Raw genomic sequence first — 17,382 nt, 5'->3', positions numbered from 1 at the left:
CTACTTATTTATTATTGAATTTATTAAATCTGAGTCAAGAAAACCATGTTCAGTATTATCATCATCAAATTCGCAATATAAATTTTCTACATCTTCAACCTCATCTTCAAAGTTTTTTTCTTCACTAGGAGACAATGCTTGAACATCGAGTTTCCATGATTCCTCACTAATCGACAATTCAACCTCATCTTCACTATCACTAAAAACTCGTGGCAATTTTTTTCCAGTGATAATCCCGCTTGAAAGTATTTCTCCGCTTTCTTTATTAATAATTTTGTAAGGTTGATTAATGAATCCCATTAAATCAAAGTTAATATCATTACCAAAAGGAGCAAATCTCAAACTAAATCTATTTTTTTCTATCTTTGGTAAATCATATTTGGGTATAGAAATATTTTCGCCGCCTAAAAAAATATGCTGTCCAGCTTTACTTTCGAACTTACCACCTGTTTTTATGAACACCCCATTTCCATTCACAATAAGCTGGCTACCTCCCGCTTTAATATCAATTTCTTTCGCACTACTAAGCTCGATTTTATCCTCTGTCGAAATGATTTTAATCACTTTTCTCGCAATCGCTTCTATAGCATCGTCTTGTGCTTGTAGTTCGAGCTTTCCTTTTGCTGCATAAGCACGCAAACCCTTTTGAGCAGCAAACAAACTAATTTTGTCTTGTGCGTGCCCAATAATATTTTTCTGCGCGCTTAAATTAATTGAACCACTAGCACTTTCGGCAATATCTTGCGAAGCTTGCAGAATAATATTTTCAGGTGTTGTTAGAGCAATACCATTTGGCGATGCTAATAACATAAGGGCTTGTCTAAAGATTTTGCCTTGTTCTTGCTGTTTCGCATCCGAGCTACTTTCTAAACCTTGGGTATAACCCTCCATAAAGCCTTGTAAAGAACCCAATGCTTTAGAAGGTGTCACTTCCAATTTGCTACCTTTACTAAAAGTTCCGCATACACTCATCAAATCAAAGTCTTTAGTCTCGACATTGGCTAAGACTTTGCTGACCTCTTTAAGACTTTCAAATGGATTTTGATGAATTCGATCTTTAATGCTTGCGAGTTTGCCTTTAACGATGTCTGCACCATGTTCTTCAACATTTTCAATAAAGGCTTTTAAATTCTCTACCGAATCTTTAGCATCGCTAAAGAAAGTATTAAATTCATCTACAACTCCTTTTGCATCGCCACCTAGTGCACCAATATCTTCAATAAAACCACCACAATCTTTTAACGCATGAATAGGGTCATTATTAATCCCTTCTTTAAATAGATTTACCGTGCTATTTAATGCCTGCCCTGTGGTTTTTAGCTCAAGGGACTGGATGAATTTGGGTAACCGGTTAATCACGTTCAAAGCATCAGTTTGTTGCTTGGCTGCAACTTCACTGAGCATTTTCATGCTTTCATAGCCTTGTGAAAGTAAGGATTGTGCTTGTGCAGCTTCCAAATGATCTGCAATCGCCTGCTCTTGCGCATAAGTACTAATAAGCATGCCTTTGCCCGCACGCACAGCTCCCCAAGCATCTGTTCTAAGCTCAAACCCCTCACCACGACCTTGACTAGTTGCTTGTTCTTTCGGATGGCTTAAGTTACCTAAGTTCAGTTGCGTCGCTGCATGACTACTTTGTAGTTGGGTACTGATTTGCCCAGTTGTATCATCAAATCGTAATTGGTTAAAACCACTGCCACTAACTTCCTGACTACGAATACCACTCAGTTTTTTAGTATCGGGAAGCTGTCCTTTCACATCAAACTTGGTTGGTGAACGCTGCGCTTCATGGATTCGTCCCGTCACAAATGGACGATCAATATTACCATCAAAGAAGTCAATGACCACTACTTCACCAATACGCGGTAAGAAGCGTGCTCCATAGCCTTCACCCGCCCACGGAGTCAGTACATCGACCCAAGCCGAGTCGGTATCATTGTCATTGCTGCCTGCCCCACCATCATGGCCATGATCATCACTACGGGTAAATAGAAAACGTACCTTAATGCGCCCCCATTCATCGACATGAATAGTCTCTCCCTCTGGCCCCACAACTTTCGCTCTTTGTGGGTAGGCAATCGGACGATGCTGTTCTGGATTATATTCAGGTGTCGTTTTGATTTGACGGCGAATTAAAGTCAGCTCATTACCTTGACGCTCAATATCGTCATAACCATGTTTGTCCCATCGACTTTGGGTGAGCAACTGACTAACTTGCTGATGTAGATCTTTTGGTAAATTGTTTTGGTTATAGAAATTTTTAGCGATAATCAGGAACTCTTGATCAACCCCTTCATGTTGATCAATTTCAGGATGCTCTCGAAGATTAAACCAATAGCCGACTTGGCTATCGCGGACACTGCTATAAGCCTTAAAGTATTTGGCCTGACTCGCATACATGTCATTAAACTGCTGATTCAGTTTCTCTAGCTGATTACTAGTTGAAGCAGTAGCTTGATCCTCACCTTTTAAATCTTGCATCCAAGCAGGACTCATGTGCCATGCTTGCTCAAGGCTTAAACTCGCCGAATCAAAGTTATCTGAATGTGTATGTGTAGTAATGACGGAACCAGCGCCTTCTTCTTGTGCTAAGGCATCGGGTTGCCAGCGTTGTACATGTACCGCAGTCGGTTGCAGACTCCGCACCGCAACAAAACCCGTAATACTATCTTGATATTCTGTCGCGCTACTTCGGTGATAGCGAATGCTACGGCGTGCTAAAGCTTGGTACTGGTTATTATCATCAATTAATCTAAGCTTTTGGGCCTGTACCGGAGCAGTAAAATGGGGAACGAAAAGTTCGGATTCATCAATTAGCCAACTAACACCTTCACTTCGCCATAAACGCGTAAGAAAGTCATAGTCGGATTCATTATGCTGCATGATAAATGGGCGAGTATCATAACTCTGGCTTAACCCACTCAGGTCTAGACTTAAACTCGTCGCAAAAAGTGGACTTTTTTCTTGCCATTCTTTGAATAGAACTTCGGTAATTTCTACGATACTTTTATTCATAAAAACACGACTATTACGGCGTTTGTGCCATAAATTTGTCGCGTCTTTTAAGGTCAATTTATAAAGCGTTAAAGCGCCATCACTTTGGCCATAACTGGCTTCAGTCACAATTCCTGTAGTTCGAAACAATTGGCCAGAATCTGTAACCTGATCAACGGCAACCTGAACACCTATAAACTGCTTCAATGCAATTTGGGCACTCGTCGAAAGGCAAATTAACTCAGCTTCAATTCCCCCATTTAGCTGATGTTGGCCTTCTATACGTTGTAAAAAAACTTGGTGATTGAGCAATTCATTAGAAAATTGCACATGGATCGCACGTTTCTGTGCGCTTAATCCTATTTTTTCCAAAACATTAAAGATATTAAAAAACATTTTTTATAATCATAAGGATATAAAACGGCTGCACTTTATAAAAAACAGAACTATCTGTCTACAATATTATGCTTTTTTTCAATTCATTTTTTTATATTTTGATTAATTTTAAAACAATAAAAAAGCCCAACTTCATGTTGGGCTTTTTTTAATCTATTTAAACTCTTTTTTTAGCAGTCTTAAACACTGGATAGAAGCGGAACAATTGCCATAAACATACGAGTAATAGCAAAATGAAATAGACCAATGACCAGACTGGTAAAGACTGGCCTAAAAAGGTCCAGTCAATTGCTGCACATTCACCTGAACCTGACAATACTTCTTGCAAAACTGTTTTCATTGGTAAGGCATCAACTAAATAGTTTAAACCCGGACCACAGCTTGGTACTTGATCAGGTGGTAAATGTTGTAGCCAGACATGACGCCCTGCTACACCCACTGACCATAAAATTGCGATGCCAGCCAAAAATGCGTAAAAGCGTTTAACCGCGTTAGAAACAGGGTTATGCAAAAATGCAATCAGTGCCACAAGGCCCATTGCCATTAAGCCAACACGTTGAAAAATACAGAGCGGACATGGCTCTAAACCTTTTACATGTTCCAGATACAACGCAAAAGACATGCCGACAATACTTGCTAAAACAAGTAGTCCACTCACCAAACGGTAACTTAATCGCATGTAAAACCTCATTTTATTATCGATATTGTTCAAGATATTGGTCAAAACTGACCTGAGTATCTTGCTCAAGTTGTTCTTGCTGCTGTAAAGATTGTGCAGCCAATTGCTCAAAATGTTTCAAGGTTTCCACACTAAGCTCATGCTGTTCATAACTTTCAGCATGTAACTGGGCCATGTGGCTACCAAAACTCCAAGTTCCACCATGCTTTAACGTATCGTCAATGACATGGGCAGATAAAGTCTCATCAACTTCATCAATTCGTGCTTGCATGATCGCTAATGCAGAACCATACAGCTCTGTTGCATAGGTCTGATCGAGTAACTGCGCACAACCTTGCATCTGAGCAATATACAAACGTGCCCAATCTTCGATGTGATAAGACCCGTTTAAATCTGTAATGGTTGCATTCGGCGCTCGGCCACGATTCACCACTTCAGTCTGGTTCTTTTCAATCAAATCTTGCTCAGGGCCTAACAGCTCTGGGCTATCACTTAACAAGCAATAAAGTGCTAAGACTTCAAGGAAGCCAGCCGTCGTTTCATCAACGCCAATTGACGAATATGGGTTTACATCAACAGCACGTAGTTCAACATAACCCACTCCTCGATTTTTCAAGGCTTGAGACGGCGTTTCACCTGCTTGAGGCACCTGTTTTGGACGTACGAGACTGTAATATTCATTCTCGATCTGCAAAACATGATCATTAATTTGCAACGGCTCACCAGCGGCATCATTTAACCCTAAACGGCTAAATGGTGGGTAAGGAGAATGAACGGCTTTTTGTAAACCATCCAAATAACCAGTTAAATTGTTGTAATGAATACCTAAGCTTTTTTGGGCTGAGTTTTGATAACCCAATCGCCCCATACGTAAAGCTGTAGCATACGGTAAATAGTATGAACCTTTGATTAAAGGCAATAACTGATGTTTATGTCCAGTCAAGAAACAACGACATACCGTTGGGCTTGCACCCACCAAAAACATAACCAGTGGCGTTAAACGGATAAAATTACGAATAAGACCAAAATAACGATGGCTACGATAATCCTGCAAACTTAATGATTTTAATTGTTCGTCAGTTTCATGAGCCTGCAACTCAGCAAAAAGCGTATCTGGAAAAGATAAATTGTAATGCACACCTGAAATCGTCTGCATACGACGACCATAACGTATTCCTAACCCACGGCGATATAGTGTTTTAAAACGACCAATATTAGATGTGCCATATTGCGCTAGACGAATACGCTCTTCATTGTCATCTAACATACATGGCATAGACAGCGGCCAGAGTTTTTCACCATTTTCTAAATGACGATGCACAACCGCATGGATATCTGTGAGCTCATGTAAAGCTTCACCAATGGTTGGCTTTGGAGAAGTAATAAACTCCATCAATGCTTCTGAATAATCAGTCGTGATTTGCGGATGTGTTAAAGCTGAACCTAATGCTTTTGGATGTAACTCTTGCGATAAGAACCCATTACTTTGCATACGTAGGCTTTCACGCTCTATTCCACGTAACATGCCTTGTAGTAGCGACGAATCCACCCAAGCAGGAATAACTGATTGAGATGGTGTAGTGGGTTGACTCATGCATTTGCTCGCTTATTAAAGATCACTATATACAAAATCGTGAGATGATACGGCTATTTATATAATCACATCATTCCAGTTTGGCAATTTTTATCACAATCTTGTTATTTAAGACACGAAAGAATTGTGATTTTATTGAAGAATAATTGCTAAAGAGTTGTCAATATCATGAACGATCAAGACATTTTAAACTTCTGGTTTTCACCTGAACACCGTTCACTTTGGTTTGCAAAAAGTGATGATTTTGACAAAAAGATTTGTGAAAATTTTTCTGACGTTCATCGACAGGCAACTCAAGCAGAACTCTGGTCTTGGCGAAAAACGGCTGAAGGCCGTCTGGCAGAGATTATTGTACTAGACCAGTTTTCTCGCAACATTTATCGTGATCAACCACAATCTTTTGCTTACGACAGCCTTGCTTTAGCTTTGTCACAAGAAGCAATTAGCTTGCAATTAGATGCACAGCTTAATCCAGAGCAACGCTCTTTTTTATATATGCCGTTTATGCATAGTGAATCAAAATTGATCCATGAATTTGCCTTGAAACTATTTCAACGCCTCGGCAATGAAATTAACTTAAGCTTTGAGAAAAAGCATAAAGTGATTATCGATCGCTTTGGTCGTTATCCTCATCGCAATGCGATTCTTGGACGTGCCTCCACTCCAGAGGAAACCGAATTTTTATTAGAACCAAACAGTAGTTTTTAAAACTTCTTAATTTTTAACGCTGAGTCATTTATTTTTTAATGCTTAGCTGGGAGTTCATCATGAAATATCTCTCTCTTTGTTTAGCCTTAGGCACTGCCTTAACTCTAACTGCTTGTGCAACAACGCCAAGTAAACCAAGAACCTTTGATCAGCTTGGTCAGTTTTCAGCATATCCTTTAAATGCCCAAACTTTTCGGATTAGTTTTCAAGCAGACCCGAATATGAGTTATGGCGCAGCTGAAGAAATCACTTTGGTAAAATCAGCACAAACGACGGTACAAAAAGGCTTCCGCTTTTTTAAAGTGCAAAATGACCCAAGTAATCAGAGCCAGAAACCGCCACGTCAAGCCGTGGTTTACCCATCTGCTCCAAGTTTTTACCCATATGGTTACGGTCGTCGTTACCCGGGTTTCTGGCATGATCCGTTCTATGATTACCCACAAGTGGTCAATATCGATCCTGTTCAAGTGTCGTATACTATTGAATGTTATCGGGATCAGAAGCAGGCTCCTCAGGATGCTTTTGATGCAACCTTGATCTTGAAATCAATCGGACAAAAATATGGATTGAGTCCGACAGGAGAGCTGTTGCCCCCGCCTGAGCCTCCAGTAAAACAAAAATGAATAGGATAAATTTATGAACATGGCAGAAGAAGTCCACCACGTGCCCAGTCTTAAACGTAGCAAATATTTTGCCACTCTAGCGCTTATTATTGTCGTTGTGCTGTGGGTTGCACTGATGGTAGCCGACCGTTTTCTGCCAGAGTACACAGGTTTTATTCATATTTTGATGTTAGGGGCTGAAGCCGGCGTGGTAGGTGGCTTAGCCGACTGGTACGCGATTACGGTTCTATTTCGGAACCCATTTGGTAAATTACCGATTCCTAAATTTTTAAGGGACCACACCGAGATTATTCCACGCAACAAAGCACGCATTGCAGAGTCAATGGGCCGTTTTGTACAGGAAAATTTTCTTTCACCTCAAGTGGTAGAACGAAGCTTAGAAAAAACTGACTTAAGCCTCGCAATTGGTCAATGGTTAGCAAGTCCACAAAACAATACGCAAGTGGTCCAGCTCATTCAGCAAACCGTTCCGAAAATTTTTGAGTTTGTTAGCCAAGATCAAATTGCCAATTTTGTGCAAAACAATAGTGTGCAGTGGGTGCGTAATACCGAAGTCAATAAACTCGCAAGTGAAATGCTTCGCGCGGTATTAGAAAATGACTTCCACCAAGACGTTTTACAGCGTGGTCTCGATATCGCCCATGAGTGGGTGGTACAAAACCCAGATAAAACCCGTGAATTAACCCGAAAAATGTTTAAAGCGCTGGGTGTCTGGTCCCTTGCAAAAGGTGCAAGCTGGATTGGTATTGATGTTCAACAACGCACCATCGATTCACTCGTTGAAAAAGTAGAATCGATGCTGGCAGACCATGAACATCCTTGGCGACAGGAAATTGAAACCATTGCCCACTCGCTCATGCTAGAGCTGGCAAAACCAGACAGTGCTGCCAGCCAACGCCTAAACAGCGGTAAAGATGCCCTTTTAGACAGCCCTCAAGTCCTAAATTTCATCAGTGGTGCTGTCACCATTTTGTGTGATGCCATTAAAGAAGATTTAATGAAAAAAGACTCAGGTATTGCAATGAACCTTCGGGCTGCTATTCAGCAACTGGGTGAAAATCTTGTTCAAAATGCCAAAGTACGTGAAGTGTTAAACAAAGAAATGACAGGCCTTGCGCTGAATTTTACAGACCAATATAGCCATAAAATCATACGCTATGTCAGCGAGCGCATTCATGAATGGGATTCGCGCGAAATGATCGGGAAAATTGAAAATGAAGTCGGTGGCGACTTACATATGATCCGTGTGAACGGCGTTGTAGTCGGGGCATTTATTGGTTTAACACTCGGTGTAATTCGGGCAGTGATTGAATCAATTTTATAACTTTAAATATTTTTAATCAGAGAACAATATGCTACAGCTACAGTCAAAATTGGCCACTCAAGGCGTGACGATTTTTAGCACCATGACGGCAATGGCTCATCGACTAGGTGCACTCAACCTGTCACAAGGTTTTCCAGATTTTCCGGCCCCACCAGCCTTACTGGAAGCCTTATCTCAGGCGACTTTGGCCGGGCATAATCAATATCCACCTGGCGATGGTATTCTCGCTTTACGTGAACAGCTTGCTTTACAATTTCAGCAACGCGACCAGCTTCAACTAGATCCTATAACGCAAATTACCATTACGCCCGGCGCAACCATTGCAATTTTCTGTGCCATACAAGCATGCATTAATGCGGGTGATGAGGTCATTATTTTTGACCCAAGTTACGACAGCTACGGTCCTTCAGTACAATTAGCAGGTGGTAAAGCAGTTCACATTGCACTTGAAGCTCCTGACTTTAAGGTGAACTGGCAACAAGTTAAAGATTTGATTAATGACAAAACTCGAATGATTGTGGTGAATACTCCCCATAATCCAACAGGCACAATCTGGGATAAACAGGATTGGTTAGAACTCATTGAACTGATTCAAGATAAAAATATTGTGATTTTATCTGATGAAGTCTATGAACACTTGGTCTTTGATGGTCAACAACACTTCAGCGCATTGCATTTTCCAGAGCTCAGAGAGCGTAGTTTTGTGATTGGCTCTTTTGGAAAAACCTTTCATGTAACAGGCTGGAAAACAGGCTACTGTGTCGCTTCACCTGAGTTAATGCGTTTATTCCGCCAAATTTACCAATATGCAAATTTCTGTGGCACGACACCTTGTCAGATTGCTCTAGCGCAATATATGGAGCAACATCCAGAACATATTCAAGAGCTTCCACAGTTCTACCAAACTAAGCGAGATCATTTTAATCAGGCGATTCACCATAGCCGTTTCTTGCTAAAACCGTCTCAAGGTACTTATTTCCAAAATCTCGATTACAGTCAAATTAGACCCGACTTAAACGATGTTGAAATGTGCCAGTTTCTAGCAGAACAACATAAGATTGTGGCTATTCCTGTTTCGGTTTTCTACAAGCAAGCGCCAGAGTCTTTACGTTTGATTCGTTTCTGCTTTGCTAAAAATGATGAGACATTGCAAAAAGCAGGAGAAATTCTGAATCAATGTTAATAAATTTAGCCACTTAGCATAGTAAAAACACTACAAGCGATTTGCTCTAACTATGCTAAGTTGGATATCTGCCCCGCTCATCAAAGAGATGGGCGATGGAGAATGCATGCCACCAAGACAGTCTTTAATTCATCAGCAAAATCTATGGAAAACATTTTTTGTTTTCTTGCTACCACTGATTGCAACCAATATTTTACAGAACTTGTCCGGAACGATTAACACCATCTTTGTTGGTCAAATGATGGGGGTAGATGCGATTGCTGCCGTCTCTGTTTTTTTCCCTATTTTATTTTTGCTACTCGCTTTTATTATCGGCATTTCAACAGGTACGACTGTTTTAGTAGGGCAAGCATGGGGCGCGCAAAATATTGAAAAAGTCCAAAGTGTGGTGGGTTCCACCCTCTTTATGACACTGATTGGTGGAGTAATTACCGCGATCATTGGTGTGTTTTTTGCTCACGATATTTTAGAACTATTAGGCACTGACCCCAAGGTAATGCATCTTGCTTTGCCTTATGTGCAGTGGATGCTGGCGGGTAGCCCACTTCTGTTTGTTTATATTATTTATACCTCAATTTTACGTGGTGTAGGCGACAGTACTACACCTTTACTTGCATTGGCTTTAACCAGTGTAATTGGCTTAGTGATTACCCCGATATTGCTTAAAGGTTATTTTGGCTTACCAGCTCTGGGAATTATTGCTCCAGCAATTGCAACGATCACGGGTTATGTGGCTATTTTGATTTTTCTTGCCATCTACTTAAACAAGAAAAAGCATCCACTTAGACCGAATCGTCAGCTTTTGCAACATATCCGTCACAATCCAGAACTGAGCAAAATCATTTTGCGCTTAGGCGTCCCAACCGGCATTCAAATGATTACCACCTCAATGGCTGGCTTAGTTATTGTTGGATTGGTTAACCATTATGGTTCACATGCGACAGCAGCATATGGTGCGGTAAATCAGGTGCTCAATTACATTCAGTTCCCTGCAATCTCTATTTCAATTGCGGCTTCAATTTTTGCAGCCCAAGCAATTGGTGCAGGTAAATCTGACTTGTTATCTCGTGTGACTCGTACTGCCTTAGGCATGAACTTTTTATTTACGGGTACCTTAATTGCACTTGGCTATCTATTTTCAAAATATTTAATGGCTTTATTCATTACCGACCCAACCGTGGTGGTATTGGGCCAGCAACTTTTATTTATTATACTTTGGGCAATTTTATTCTTTGGTGCGGGTGCCATTTTTGCATCTATCATGCGTGCTAGTGGAACTGTGACTGTCCCGATGCTCATTAATATTTCTGCTATTTTGTTTATTGAGATTCCATGTGCTTACTGGTTTAGCTCAATGTGGGGGCTTAAAGGGATTTGGGTTGCCTATGCCTTGGCATTTGTCAGTTTATGTATTATTCAAGGGCTCTATTACCAATTCATCTGGAAGAAAAAGAAGATCAAAGTTCTTATTTAGAACCAATTAATTCTTATAAAAAAAGCCATCAATTGATGGCTTTTTTTGAATTTAAAATTATTTCATCAACTTTGTCACAATGGTAGAAGCACGTTGATATCCAGTCGGGAATAAACGCTGGAATGCATCAAGAATTTTTGCATCACTACCAATCAATAAACGACGTTTATCTTTTAAGACTGCTTGTAAAATTTGACGAGCCGCCTCTTCAGGTGGAGTACGTAATAACTTGTCAAAATTTTGAATCGATTTAGTCGGGTCCATACCCAAACTATTCAAGCTATCACTCATTTTTGCAGATTTAGCAATATTGGTACGGATTCCACCTGGATGCACACACAAAGAGCTTACGCCACTTTTTTCAATATCTAACTCTTGACGCAATGACTCGGTAAAACCACGCACAGCAAATTTAGTCGCGTTATAACCAGATTGAGTTGGTTGAGCTGTTAAACCGAATAGGCTTGAAATATTAATAATATGGCCATCTTGAGTTTGCTTAATGAACGGTAAGAACTCTTTGGTACCGTACACCACACCCCAGAAGTTAATCCCAACGATCCACTCTAAATCTTCGTAGGTCGCCCCTTCAACAGTTGAACCTAGGGCTACACCAGCATTGTTGAAAATCAGGTTAACAGAGCCATGATCTTGAACTGTTTCTTGTGCCCATTGCTTTACTGCTTCACGGTCAGAAACATCAAGCTTTTTGGTCGTCACAGTAATCGTGCTATACGGTTTTAAAAGCTCAACGGTTTGCTGTAATCCCTTCTCATTAATATCACTCAACGAAAGATGGCAGCCCTGTTTTGCCAAAAGAATTGCGAGTTGTTGCCCAATGCCAGAACCTGCGCCCGTAATTGCAGCGACTTTGTTTTTAAAATTTTTCATTGTCCATCCTTTGTTTTTCGATATTTGCACAATCGGTTCATTGCATGTGCAGCTTAGACATCTTTAATATAATTTTGACAATATCCATTGTCAATATAGTACACTGTAATTTCAGATAGAATGGCACAATTGTGCTGAGGGCTTTATGATAGTGAGCATATTTGGCTAAAACCTATAAATTAGGAAACCATTCTTTAGGAAACAATTTATTTATGGCGACAAACGACTCAACCAGTAAAAAGAAAACAAAAACTGTGAGTAAAGAACGTCAGTTCAAAGGGTTATCTCTATCTGAACGTAAAGAGGCACGCCGAGAAAAACTGATTGAAGCTGGCATTGCGACTTATGGAACACTCGGCTTTTTTTCCGTGACGGTTAAGGATGTCTGCCAAGAGGCAAAACTCACAGAACGCTATTTTTATGAATCATTTAAGAAGAGTGAAGATTTATTTCAAACCATCTTTTTAAAAATGATTGAAGAATTACAGCAAAACCTGATGCAAGCTGTCATTAAAGCGACACCAGATCCAGAAAAAATGGTCGATGCTGGGTTAAGGGCACTGCTGACGACATTAAAAGACGACCCAAGATTAGCTCGCATTGTCTATGTTGACGCAGTTTTGGTACAAGAATTACATAATCAGGCCACCATTCAAGAAACTCTTGCACAGTTTGACCGTATGATTCAGGCCTTTGTTATGTTGACCATGCCGCAAATCCAACACAACGAAAATGAGCTCTCTTTAATCGCAACTGGATTAAATGGATATGTCACTCAAATTGCAATTCGATGGGTCATGGGAGGCTTTGAGCAGTCTCTTGAACAGGTTTTAACCGCATGCCGTATTGTTTTCTTATCTTTATTGGCCAAGGTTTCAAAATAATATTAAAGTTTTTTGACACTCTAAAATGTGCAAAATCAGTTAAGCTTTAAAGGTGATAACTTATTGAATGATTTTAAGAATATTTAAGCTTTCATGTCATCATTCGGTCACACCTTTGCCTTACTTTTGTCACAAATTATTGCTAAATTCAATTTTATAGACTTTTCTGCAATGAAATTGTCATAATTAATCTTTGTAATAAGCCTGTCATAACTACAAAACGGTTCACCGTTAAATCTATAGGATATTGCGCTGTGAAAGATGACTATATTTTAATTGTCGATGATGAGCTTCCTATTCGTGAAATGATCCATACTTCTTTGGACATGGCAGGCTTTCAATGTTTGCAGGCAGAAGATGCCAAACAGGCTCATCAAATTATCGTCGACCAACGTCCGGCGCTTATCTTGCTCGATTGGATGTTACCTGGAGGCGTAAGTGGTGTCGATTTATGTCGCCGCTTAAAACGTGATGAGAACTTAGCAGAAATTCCAGTAATTATGCTTACCGCTCGCGGAGAAGAAGACCACAAAGTACAAGGTCTTGATGCTGGCGCAGATGATTACATGACGAAGCCTTTCTCAACACGTGAACTGGTTTCACGTATTAAAGCGGTTCTGCGTCGTGCAAATGCATTAAGTGGCGAAAAAATGATTGACGCCAATGGTTTAATTCTTGATCCTGTTAGCCAACGTGTCAGCTTTGGCGACAGCATTTTAGATATGGGCCCAACTGAATATCGCTTACTTGCGTTTTTTATGACCCATCCAGAGCGTGCATATACACGTGCCCAGTTGCTCGATCAGGTCTGGGGCGGTAATGTATATATCGAAGATCGAACTATCGATGTGCACATCCGTCGTTTGCGTAAAGTTTTAGAACCTTTTGGTGTTGACCGATTTGTTCAGACCGTACGTGGAACTGGCTACCGCTTCTCAACACGTGCAGATTTAGCCGCAGGTTAACCAAGATTTATGTATGAACCCTACCCCGTCCCCGAACAGGTACGTGAACAAAAGCTTTCCCGCTACAGTAGTTTATGGACGTTTGCCAAACAAGATTTACGGCTTTTATTATTTTTTATAATTATTGCCGGTTTAGTCGGTTTCGGTATTGGGTATTTCTGGAGCTGTATTTTTATCGCCTTTGTGGTGTTTTTTACACTCCAGTTGCGTTCGCTTTATCTGGTCAATGACTGGATTGCAAATAAACCTTATGACGTTCCTCCAAATCTAAACGGGATTTGGGGAGCGTTATTGTTTAATGTTTACCGTGCCCAGCGTCAGGAACGAATCGTTCAAGCAGAAATGGTCGGTTTAATTGATCGCGCTCAGTCTTCTTTAGTGGCGCTTGCCGAAGCTGTTGTCCTCATTGATGACCAACATAAAATTGAATGGTGGAACCCTGCTGCTGAACGTTTGTTGGGTATCAGCCCTCTCGACCGTGGTCGAAACCTATTAACGATTTTACGCCAGCCGACCTTTATTGAATATTTTAACAATATTGATCAGGCACCCGACGGTATTAAACTACAGTCGAGTTTTGACGATGACCGATATGTGCAGGTCAAGCTCACACGATTTGGTGGAGAAAGCCGTTTATTGGTGGCTTACGACGTTACTCGTATGCACAACCTTGAGCAAATGCGTAAAGACTTCGTAGATAATATTTCTCATGAACTTCGTACACCATTAACTGTACTGAGTGGTTATATCGAGACATTTACCGATCAAGAAGATATTAGTCCACGCTGGAAACGTGCGTTTGATCAGATGCAGTCACAAACCAAACGTATGAACGCTTTGGTGAATGATTTACTGCTGTTATCGAATTTAGAAAATAACAAGAAAATTGCAAAAAATCAGATTATTGAAATGCCGAGTTTAATGAATCAACTGTTTGATGATGCTCAGGCCTACAATGCCGATTATGGGCATACACTCAATTTACGTATTGATAGTCACTGTGACCTGATTGGTTCTGACATGGAAATCGCCAGTGCATTTAGTAACTTAATTACCAATGCCATCAAATACACGCCAAAAGGTGGAACCATTACCATTGGCTGGCATGACGACGGTGAACATGCTTACTTTAGTGTACAAGACACAGGTATCGGGATTAACCCCAAACATTTACCACGTCTAACTGAACGCTTCTATCGTGTTGACAGCGACCGTAGTCGTCAAACAGGCGGTACAGGTTTAGGTTTGGCCATTGTGAAGCATGTATTAATGCAACATGGCGCTTATTTAGATGTCCAGTCTAAAGAAAATGAAGGTTCAACTTTTACAGTGGTTTTTCCTAAAGAAAGACTATATAACATGGCTTAAAGTTATCTCCCTTCAAATATAAAAAGCCGACTCATGAAAAGTCGGCTTTTTTAGCATTTAAACCAATTTACTTAGAAGTCGAGCAATAGGACTTACTTTGGTTTTTCTCTATTACATTTAAAAAGCTAGTAGCAAAAGTATTACTCTGACGCAGTGCATCGCGATGATCTCCACCATCAATCGTTTGATATACCGTTGGTTTTTTTAATTTACATAGCTGTTGATAATAGGCATATGTCCCTCCCGGATCGACTAAATGATCTTTAGAACCCTGAACAATCATTAACGGTACGGTAGGCACCATATTTTCAATGGACTGTTGTTTTAGATAAGCCAAGAGAGGTTTTAAATCAGCGTCAGGTCGAAATATGCTAGAAGGAGATTTCTTTAAATCAGTTTGAAGTTCAGATAAACAGCGGCTGCGCGCTTGGGTCAGCACAGTGTTCATTTCAGGGCTTACTAAATTTTCAGGAACTATGCTCGGCTCTGCTGCTTGTGCTCCTAATAGCACAATCGGGAAGAAAGCAGCTACGCTAGGTTCTGGGTTTGGATGACTCTGCACATATTCTGCAATACCTTCATATTGATAGCCGCCTGGCGCAAGAGCAATTGCCCCTTTTAAATCTAGTTCGGGCGCATCTTTTTGACCATAGGCAGACACTGCAATTGCCGCAGCTCCACCTTGACTGTGCCCCATCACCAACCACTGTTTATTAAAACTCTTGGGCTTAAGCAAATGTAATGCACGCACTGCATCGACCACTGTATGTAGCTGGCTCTTTGCATTCATATAAGGATGTGCCCCTAAAGTACCTAAGCCTTGATAATCAGGTGCAACAACTGCATAGCCACGTGCAAGCCAACCATCTAAAGCTTTAGAAGCAACTTCTTGATATGAATGAACTGGCCCACCCACATAATCACCTGAAGGTGCACAAGTATCGGCGACTCCAGTCGTACCATGTGCCCAAGCGAGGATAGGCCAGCCATTTTTTGGAGGGGTGCCTTTGGGTAATAAAATAAAAGCCGATGCAACAATAGGTTCACCCTGAATACCTCGACTACGATAATTTACCAACAAGCGTTGATCTGCATGAGGAAATAAATCCGTCACAGCTTGCTGTTCGAGAGACAATATTGAACCCGGTTTTTCGCTCACAATTTGCTTATTCAAATCTGTAATTGGAGCAGCCATAGCAGCACCAGTCACTAAACAAGCACTGCTAAATAAAATTTTAAAAAAAGAATTACTTTTTCTAATCAAGGGATTACTCCTCTATTATTTACATTATATCTATCTAAATAATCAATTTATAAAATCTAAACTACCATAAAACTATCTATATTTATATTCAATTCAAACTAAATTACATTTATATATAACCACTTAAAATTTAATTAAAATATATTTTTAAAAAAGGTATTATAAATATCGTTGCAAAAATTAATCCAATTTAAATAGTAAAAAATATATGCTGATATTTTCTTAATTACTATAGCTATGAAAATGTTAAAACAATATAAATTTATACCATATCTAATTTCCTTAACTCTCTGTTATATACCGATCAATACTATGGCAGACATTAATATATATGGCCCGGGTGGACCAGCACCCGCTATGAAAGAAGCAGCTAAACAGTTCACCAATAAAACTGGAATAGCTGTCCATGTGACATCTGGTCCTACTTCTCAATGGTCTGACCAAGCTAAATTAGATGCCGATATTATATATAGCGGCTCCGAAGCCATGATGTCTGATTTCGAAAATGCTTTTTCTGAACAAATTATAAAAGACTCGGTAGAACCTTTGTATTTACGTCCTGCCGCTATTTTAGTACGCAAAGGAAACCCTAAAAATATTAAAGGATTTAAAGACCTCGCTAAATCCAACATTAAGGTTTTAGTTACGCATGGGGCAGGTCAAGTCGGTATGTGGGAAGATATTGCGGGTAGAACTGGAAATATTCAATTAACCAAATCTTTCCGAAAAAATATTGCCACCTATGCAGTCAACACAGGTATTGCCAAGAAAAATTGGGAAGAAAATAGTAGCTACGATGCTTGGTTAGTCTTTAATATTTGGGGAATCAGTAACCCTGATATTGGACAAATTGTACCTATAGAGAAAGAACTAGTTGTCTATCGCGATACAGGTGTTGCCTTAACCAAACATAGTTTAAAAGATGCTGAAGCTAAACGGTTTGTAGAGTTTTTATCGTCTCAACAAGGCAATACTATTTTCAAAAAATATGGTTGGACTAAATAATTTAAAAGGGGGCTAAGCTCCCTTTTTATT

General features: G+C 40.1%; 14 protein-coding genes. 9 read left to right on the top strand and 5 right to left on the bottom strand.

From position 1 onward, the window contains the following. The 3 genes from ACB088_RS16880 to gshA all read right to left on the bottom strand — a co-directional run bounded on the left by ACB088_RS16880 (window position 1) and on the right by gshA (window position 5,663). A complete protein-coding gene (locus tag ACB088_RS16880; protein WP_375037513.1) occupies window positions 1-3,390 on the bottom strand; it encodes a type VI secretion system Vgr family protein in 3,390 nt (1,129 codons plus the stop codon). A gap of 157 nt (window positions 3,391-3,547) precedes the next feature. Beyond that, window positions 3,548-4,069: a disulfide bond formation protein B gene (locus tag ACB088_RS16875; RefSeq protein ID WP_062850310.1), complete on the bottom strand. Its 522-nt coding sequence runs from the start codon at window positions 4,067-4,069 to the stop codon at window positions 3,548-3,550. 16 nt (window positions 4,070-4,085) lie between these two features. Beyond that, the gene (gshA, locus tag ACB088_RS16870; protein ID WP_017388928.1) at window positions 4,086-5,663 is read right to left on the bottom strand and encodes a glutamate--cysteine ligase; all 1,578 of its coding nucleotides are present in this window, start codon (window positions 5,661-5,663) and stop codon (window positions 4,086-4,088) included. A gap of 168 nt (window positions 5,664-5,831) precedes the next feature. Between gshA and ACB088_RS16865 the strand changes: the two genes are divergently transcribed. From ACB088_RS16865 to ACB088_RS16845, 5 genes are all read left to right on the top strand, one after another. Beyond that, window positions 5,832-6,371 (top strand): DUF924 family protein, encoded by a 540-nt coding sequence (locus ACB088_RS16865; RefSeq protein ID WP_375037512.1) that lies wholly within the window; start codon window positions 5,832-5,834, stop codon window positions 6,369-6,371. Between the two features lie 59 nt (window positions 6,372-6,430). Beyond that, window positions 6,431-6,994: a hypothetical protein gene (locus ACB088_RS16860; protein ID WP_004640061.1), complete on the top strand. Its 564-nt coding sequence runs from the start codon at window positions 6,431-6,433 to the stop codon at window positions 6,992-6,994. A 13-nt stretch (window positions 6,995-7,007) separates the two neighbouring features. After that, window positions 7,008-8,318, top strand: a complete 1,311-nt coding sequence (locus ACB088_RS16855; protein ID WP_080028008.1) for a DUF445 domain-containing protein — start codon at window positions 7,008-7,010, stop codon at window positions 8,316-8,318. Between the two features lie 28 nt (window positions 8,319-8,346). Beyond that, window positions 8,347-9,501, top strand: coding sequence for a pyridoxal phosphate-dependent aminotransferase (locus tag ACB088_RS16850; RefSeq protein ID WP_375037511.1), 1,155 nt, complete (start codon window positions 8,347-8,349; stop codon window positions 9,499-9,501). Window positions 9,502-9,607: 106 nt separating this feature from the next. Beyond that, the gene (locus ACB088_RS16845) at window positions 9,608-10,975 is read left to right on the top strand and encodes an MATE family efflux transporter (protein ID WP_375037510.1); all 1,368 of its coding nucleotides are present in this window, start codon (window positions 9,608-9,610) and stop codon (window positions 10,973-10,975) included. Window positions 10,976-11,032: 57 nt separating this feature from the next. Here ACB088_RS16845 and ACB088_RS16840 read toward each other — a convergent pair whose 3' ends face one another. Next, complete coding sequence (locus ACB088_RS16840) at window positions 11,033-11,866, bottom strand: SDR family oxidoreductase (protein ID WP_133747306.1); 834 nt, start codon at window positions 11,864-11,866, stop codon at window positions 11,033-11,035. Between the two features lie 212 nt (window positions 11,867-12,078). Here ACB088_RS16840 and ACB088_RS16835 point away from each other — a divergent pair, with 212 nt between their 5' ends. The 3 genes from ACB088_RS16835 (at window position 12,079) to phoR (ending at window position 15,083) form a co-directional block, all read left to right on the top strand. Next, window positions 12,079-12,750 carry a TetR/AcrR family transcriptional regulator gene (locus ACB088_RS16835; protein WP_003654165.1) on the top strand — a complete coding sequence of 224 codons (672 nt, stop codon included), beginning with the start codon at window positions 12,079-12,081 and terminating at the stop codon, window positions 12,748-12,750. Between the two features lie 254 nt (window positions 12,751-13,004). Then, window positions 13,005-13,715, top strand: a complete 711-nt coding sequence (gene phoB, locus ACB088_RS16830; RefSeq protein ID WP_003654166.1) for a phosphate regulon transcriptional regulator PhoB — start codon at window positions 13,005-13,007, stop codon at window positions 13,713-13,715. A 9-nt stretch (window positions 13,716-13,724) separates the two neighbouring features. Continuing rightward, window positions 13,725-15,083 carry a phosphate regulon sensor histidine kinase PhoR gene (gene phoR, locus ACB088_RS16825; protein WP_375037509.1) on the top strand — a complete coding sequence of 453 codons (1,359 nt, stop codon included), beginning with the start codon at window positions 13,725-13,727 and terminating at the stop codon, window positions 15,081-15,083. A gap of 67 nt (window positions 15,084-15,150) precedes the next feature. On the opposite strand, the gene ACB088_RS16820 is transcribed toward phoR, so the two are convergent. Continuing rightward, window positions 15,151-16,347, bottom strand: coding sequence for an alpha/beta fold hydrolase (locus tag ACB088_RS16820; RefSeq protein ID WP_375037508.1), 1,197 nt, complete (start codon window positions 16,345-16,347; stop codon window positions 15,151-15,153). Window positions 16,348-16,590: 243 nt separating this feature from the next. On the opposite strand from ACB088_RS16820, the gene ACB088_RS16815 reads away from it, so the two are divergent. Further along, window positions 16,591-17,352, top strand: a complete 762-nt coding sequence (locus ACB088_RS16815; protein WP_375037507.1) for an AcfC family putative adhesin — start codon at window positions 16,591-16,593, stop codon at window positions 17,350-17,352. Window positions 17,353-17,382: the final 30 nt, after the last annotated feature.

Origin of the sequence: Acinetobacter sp. RW6 (genome assembly GCF_041956835.1) — a bacterium.
Lineage (GTDB): Bacteria > Pseudomonadota > Gammaproteobacteria > Pseudomonadales > Moraxellaceae > Acinetobacter > Acinetobacter calcoaceticus.
The sequence above is the reverse complement of the archived record's forward strand: the minus strand, read 5'-3'. Positions and strand labels throughout refer to the sequence as shown.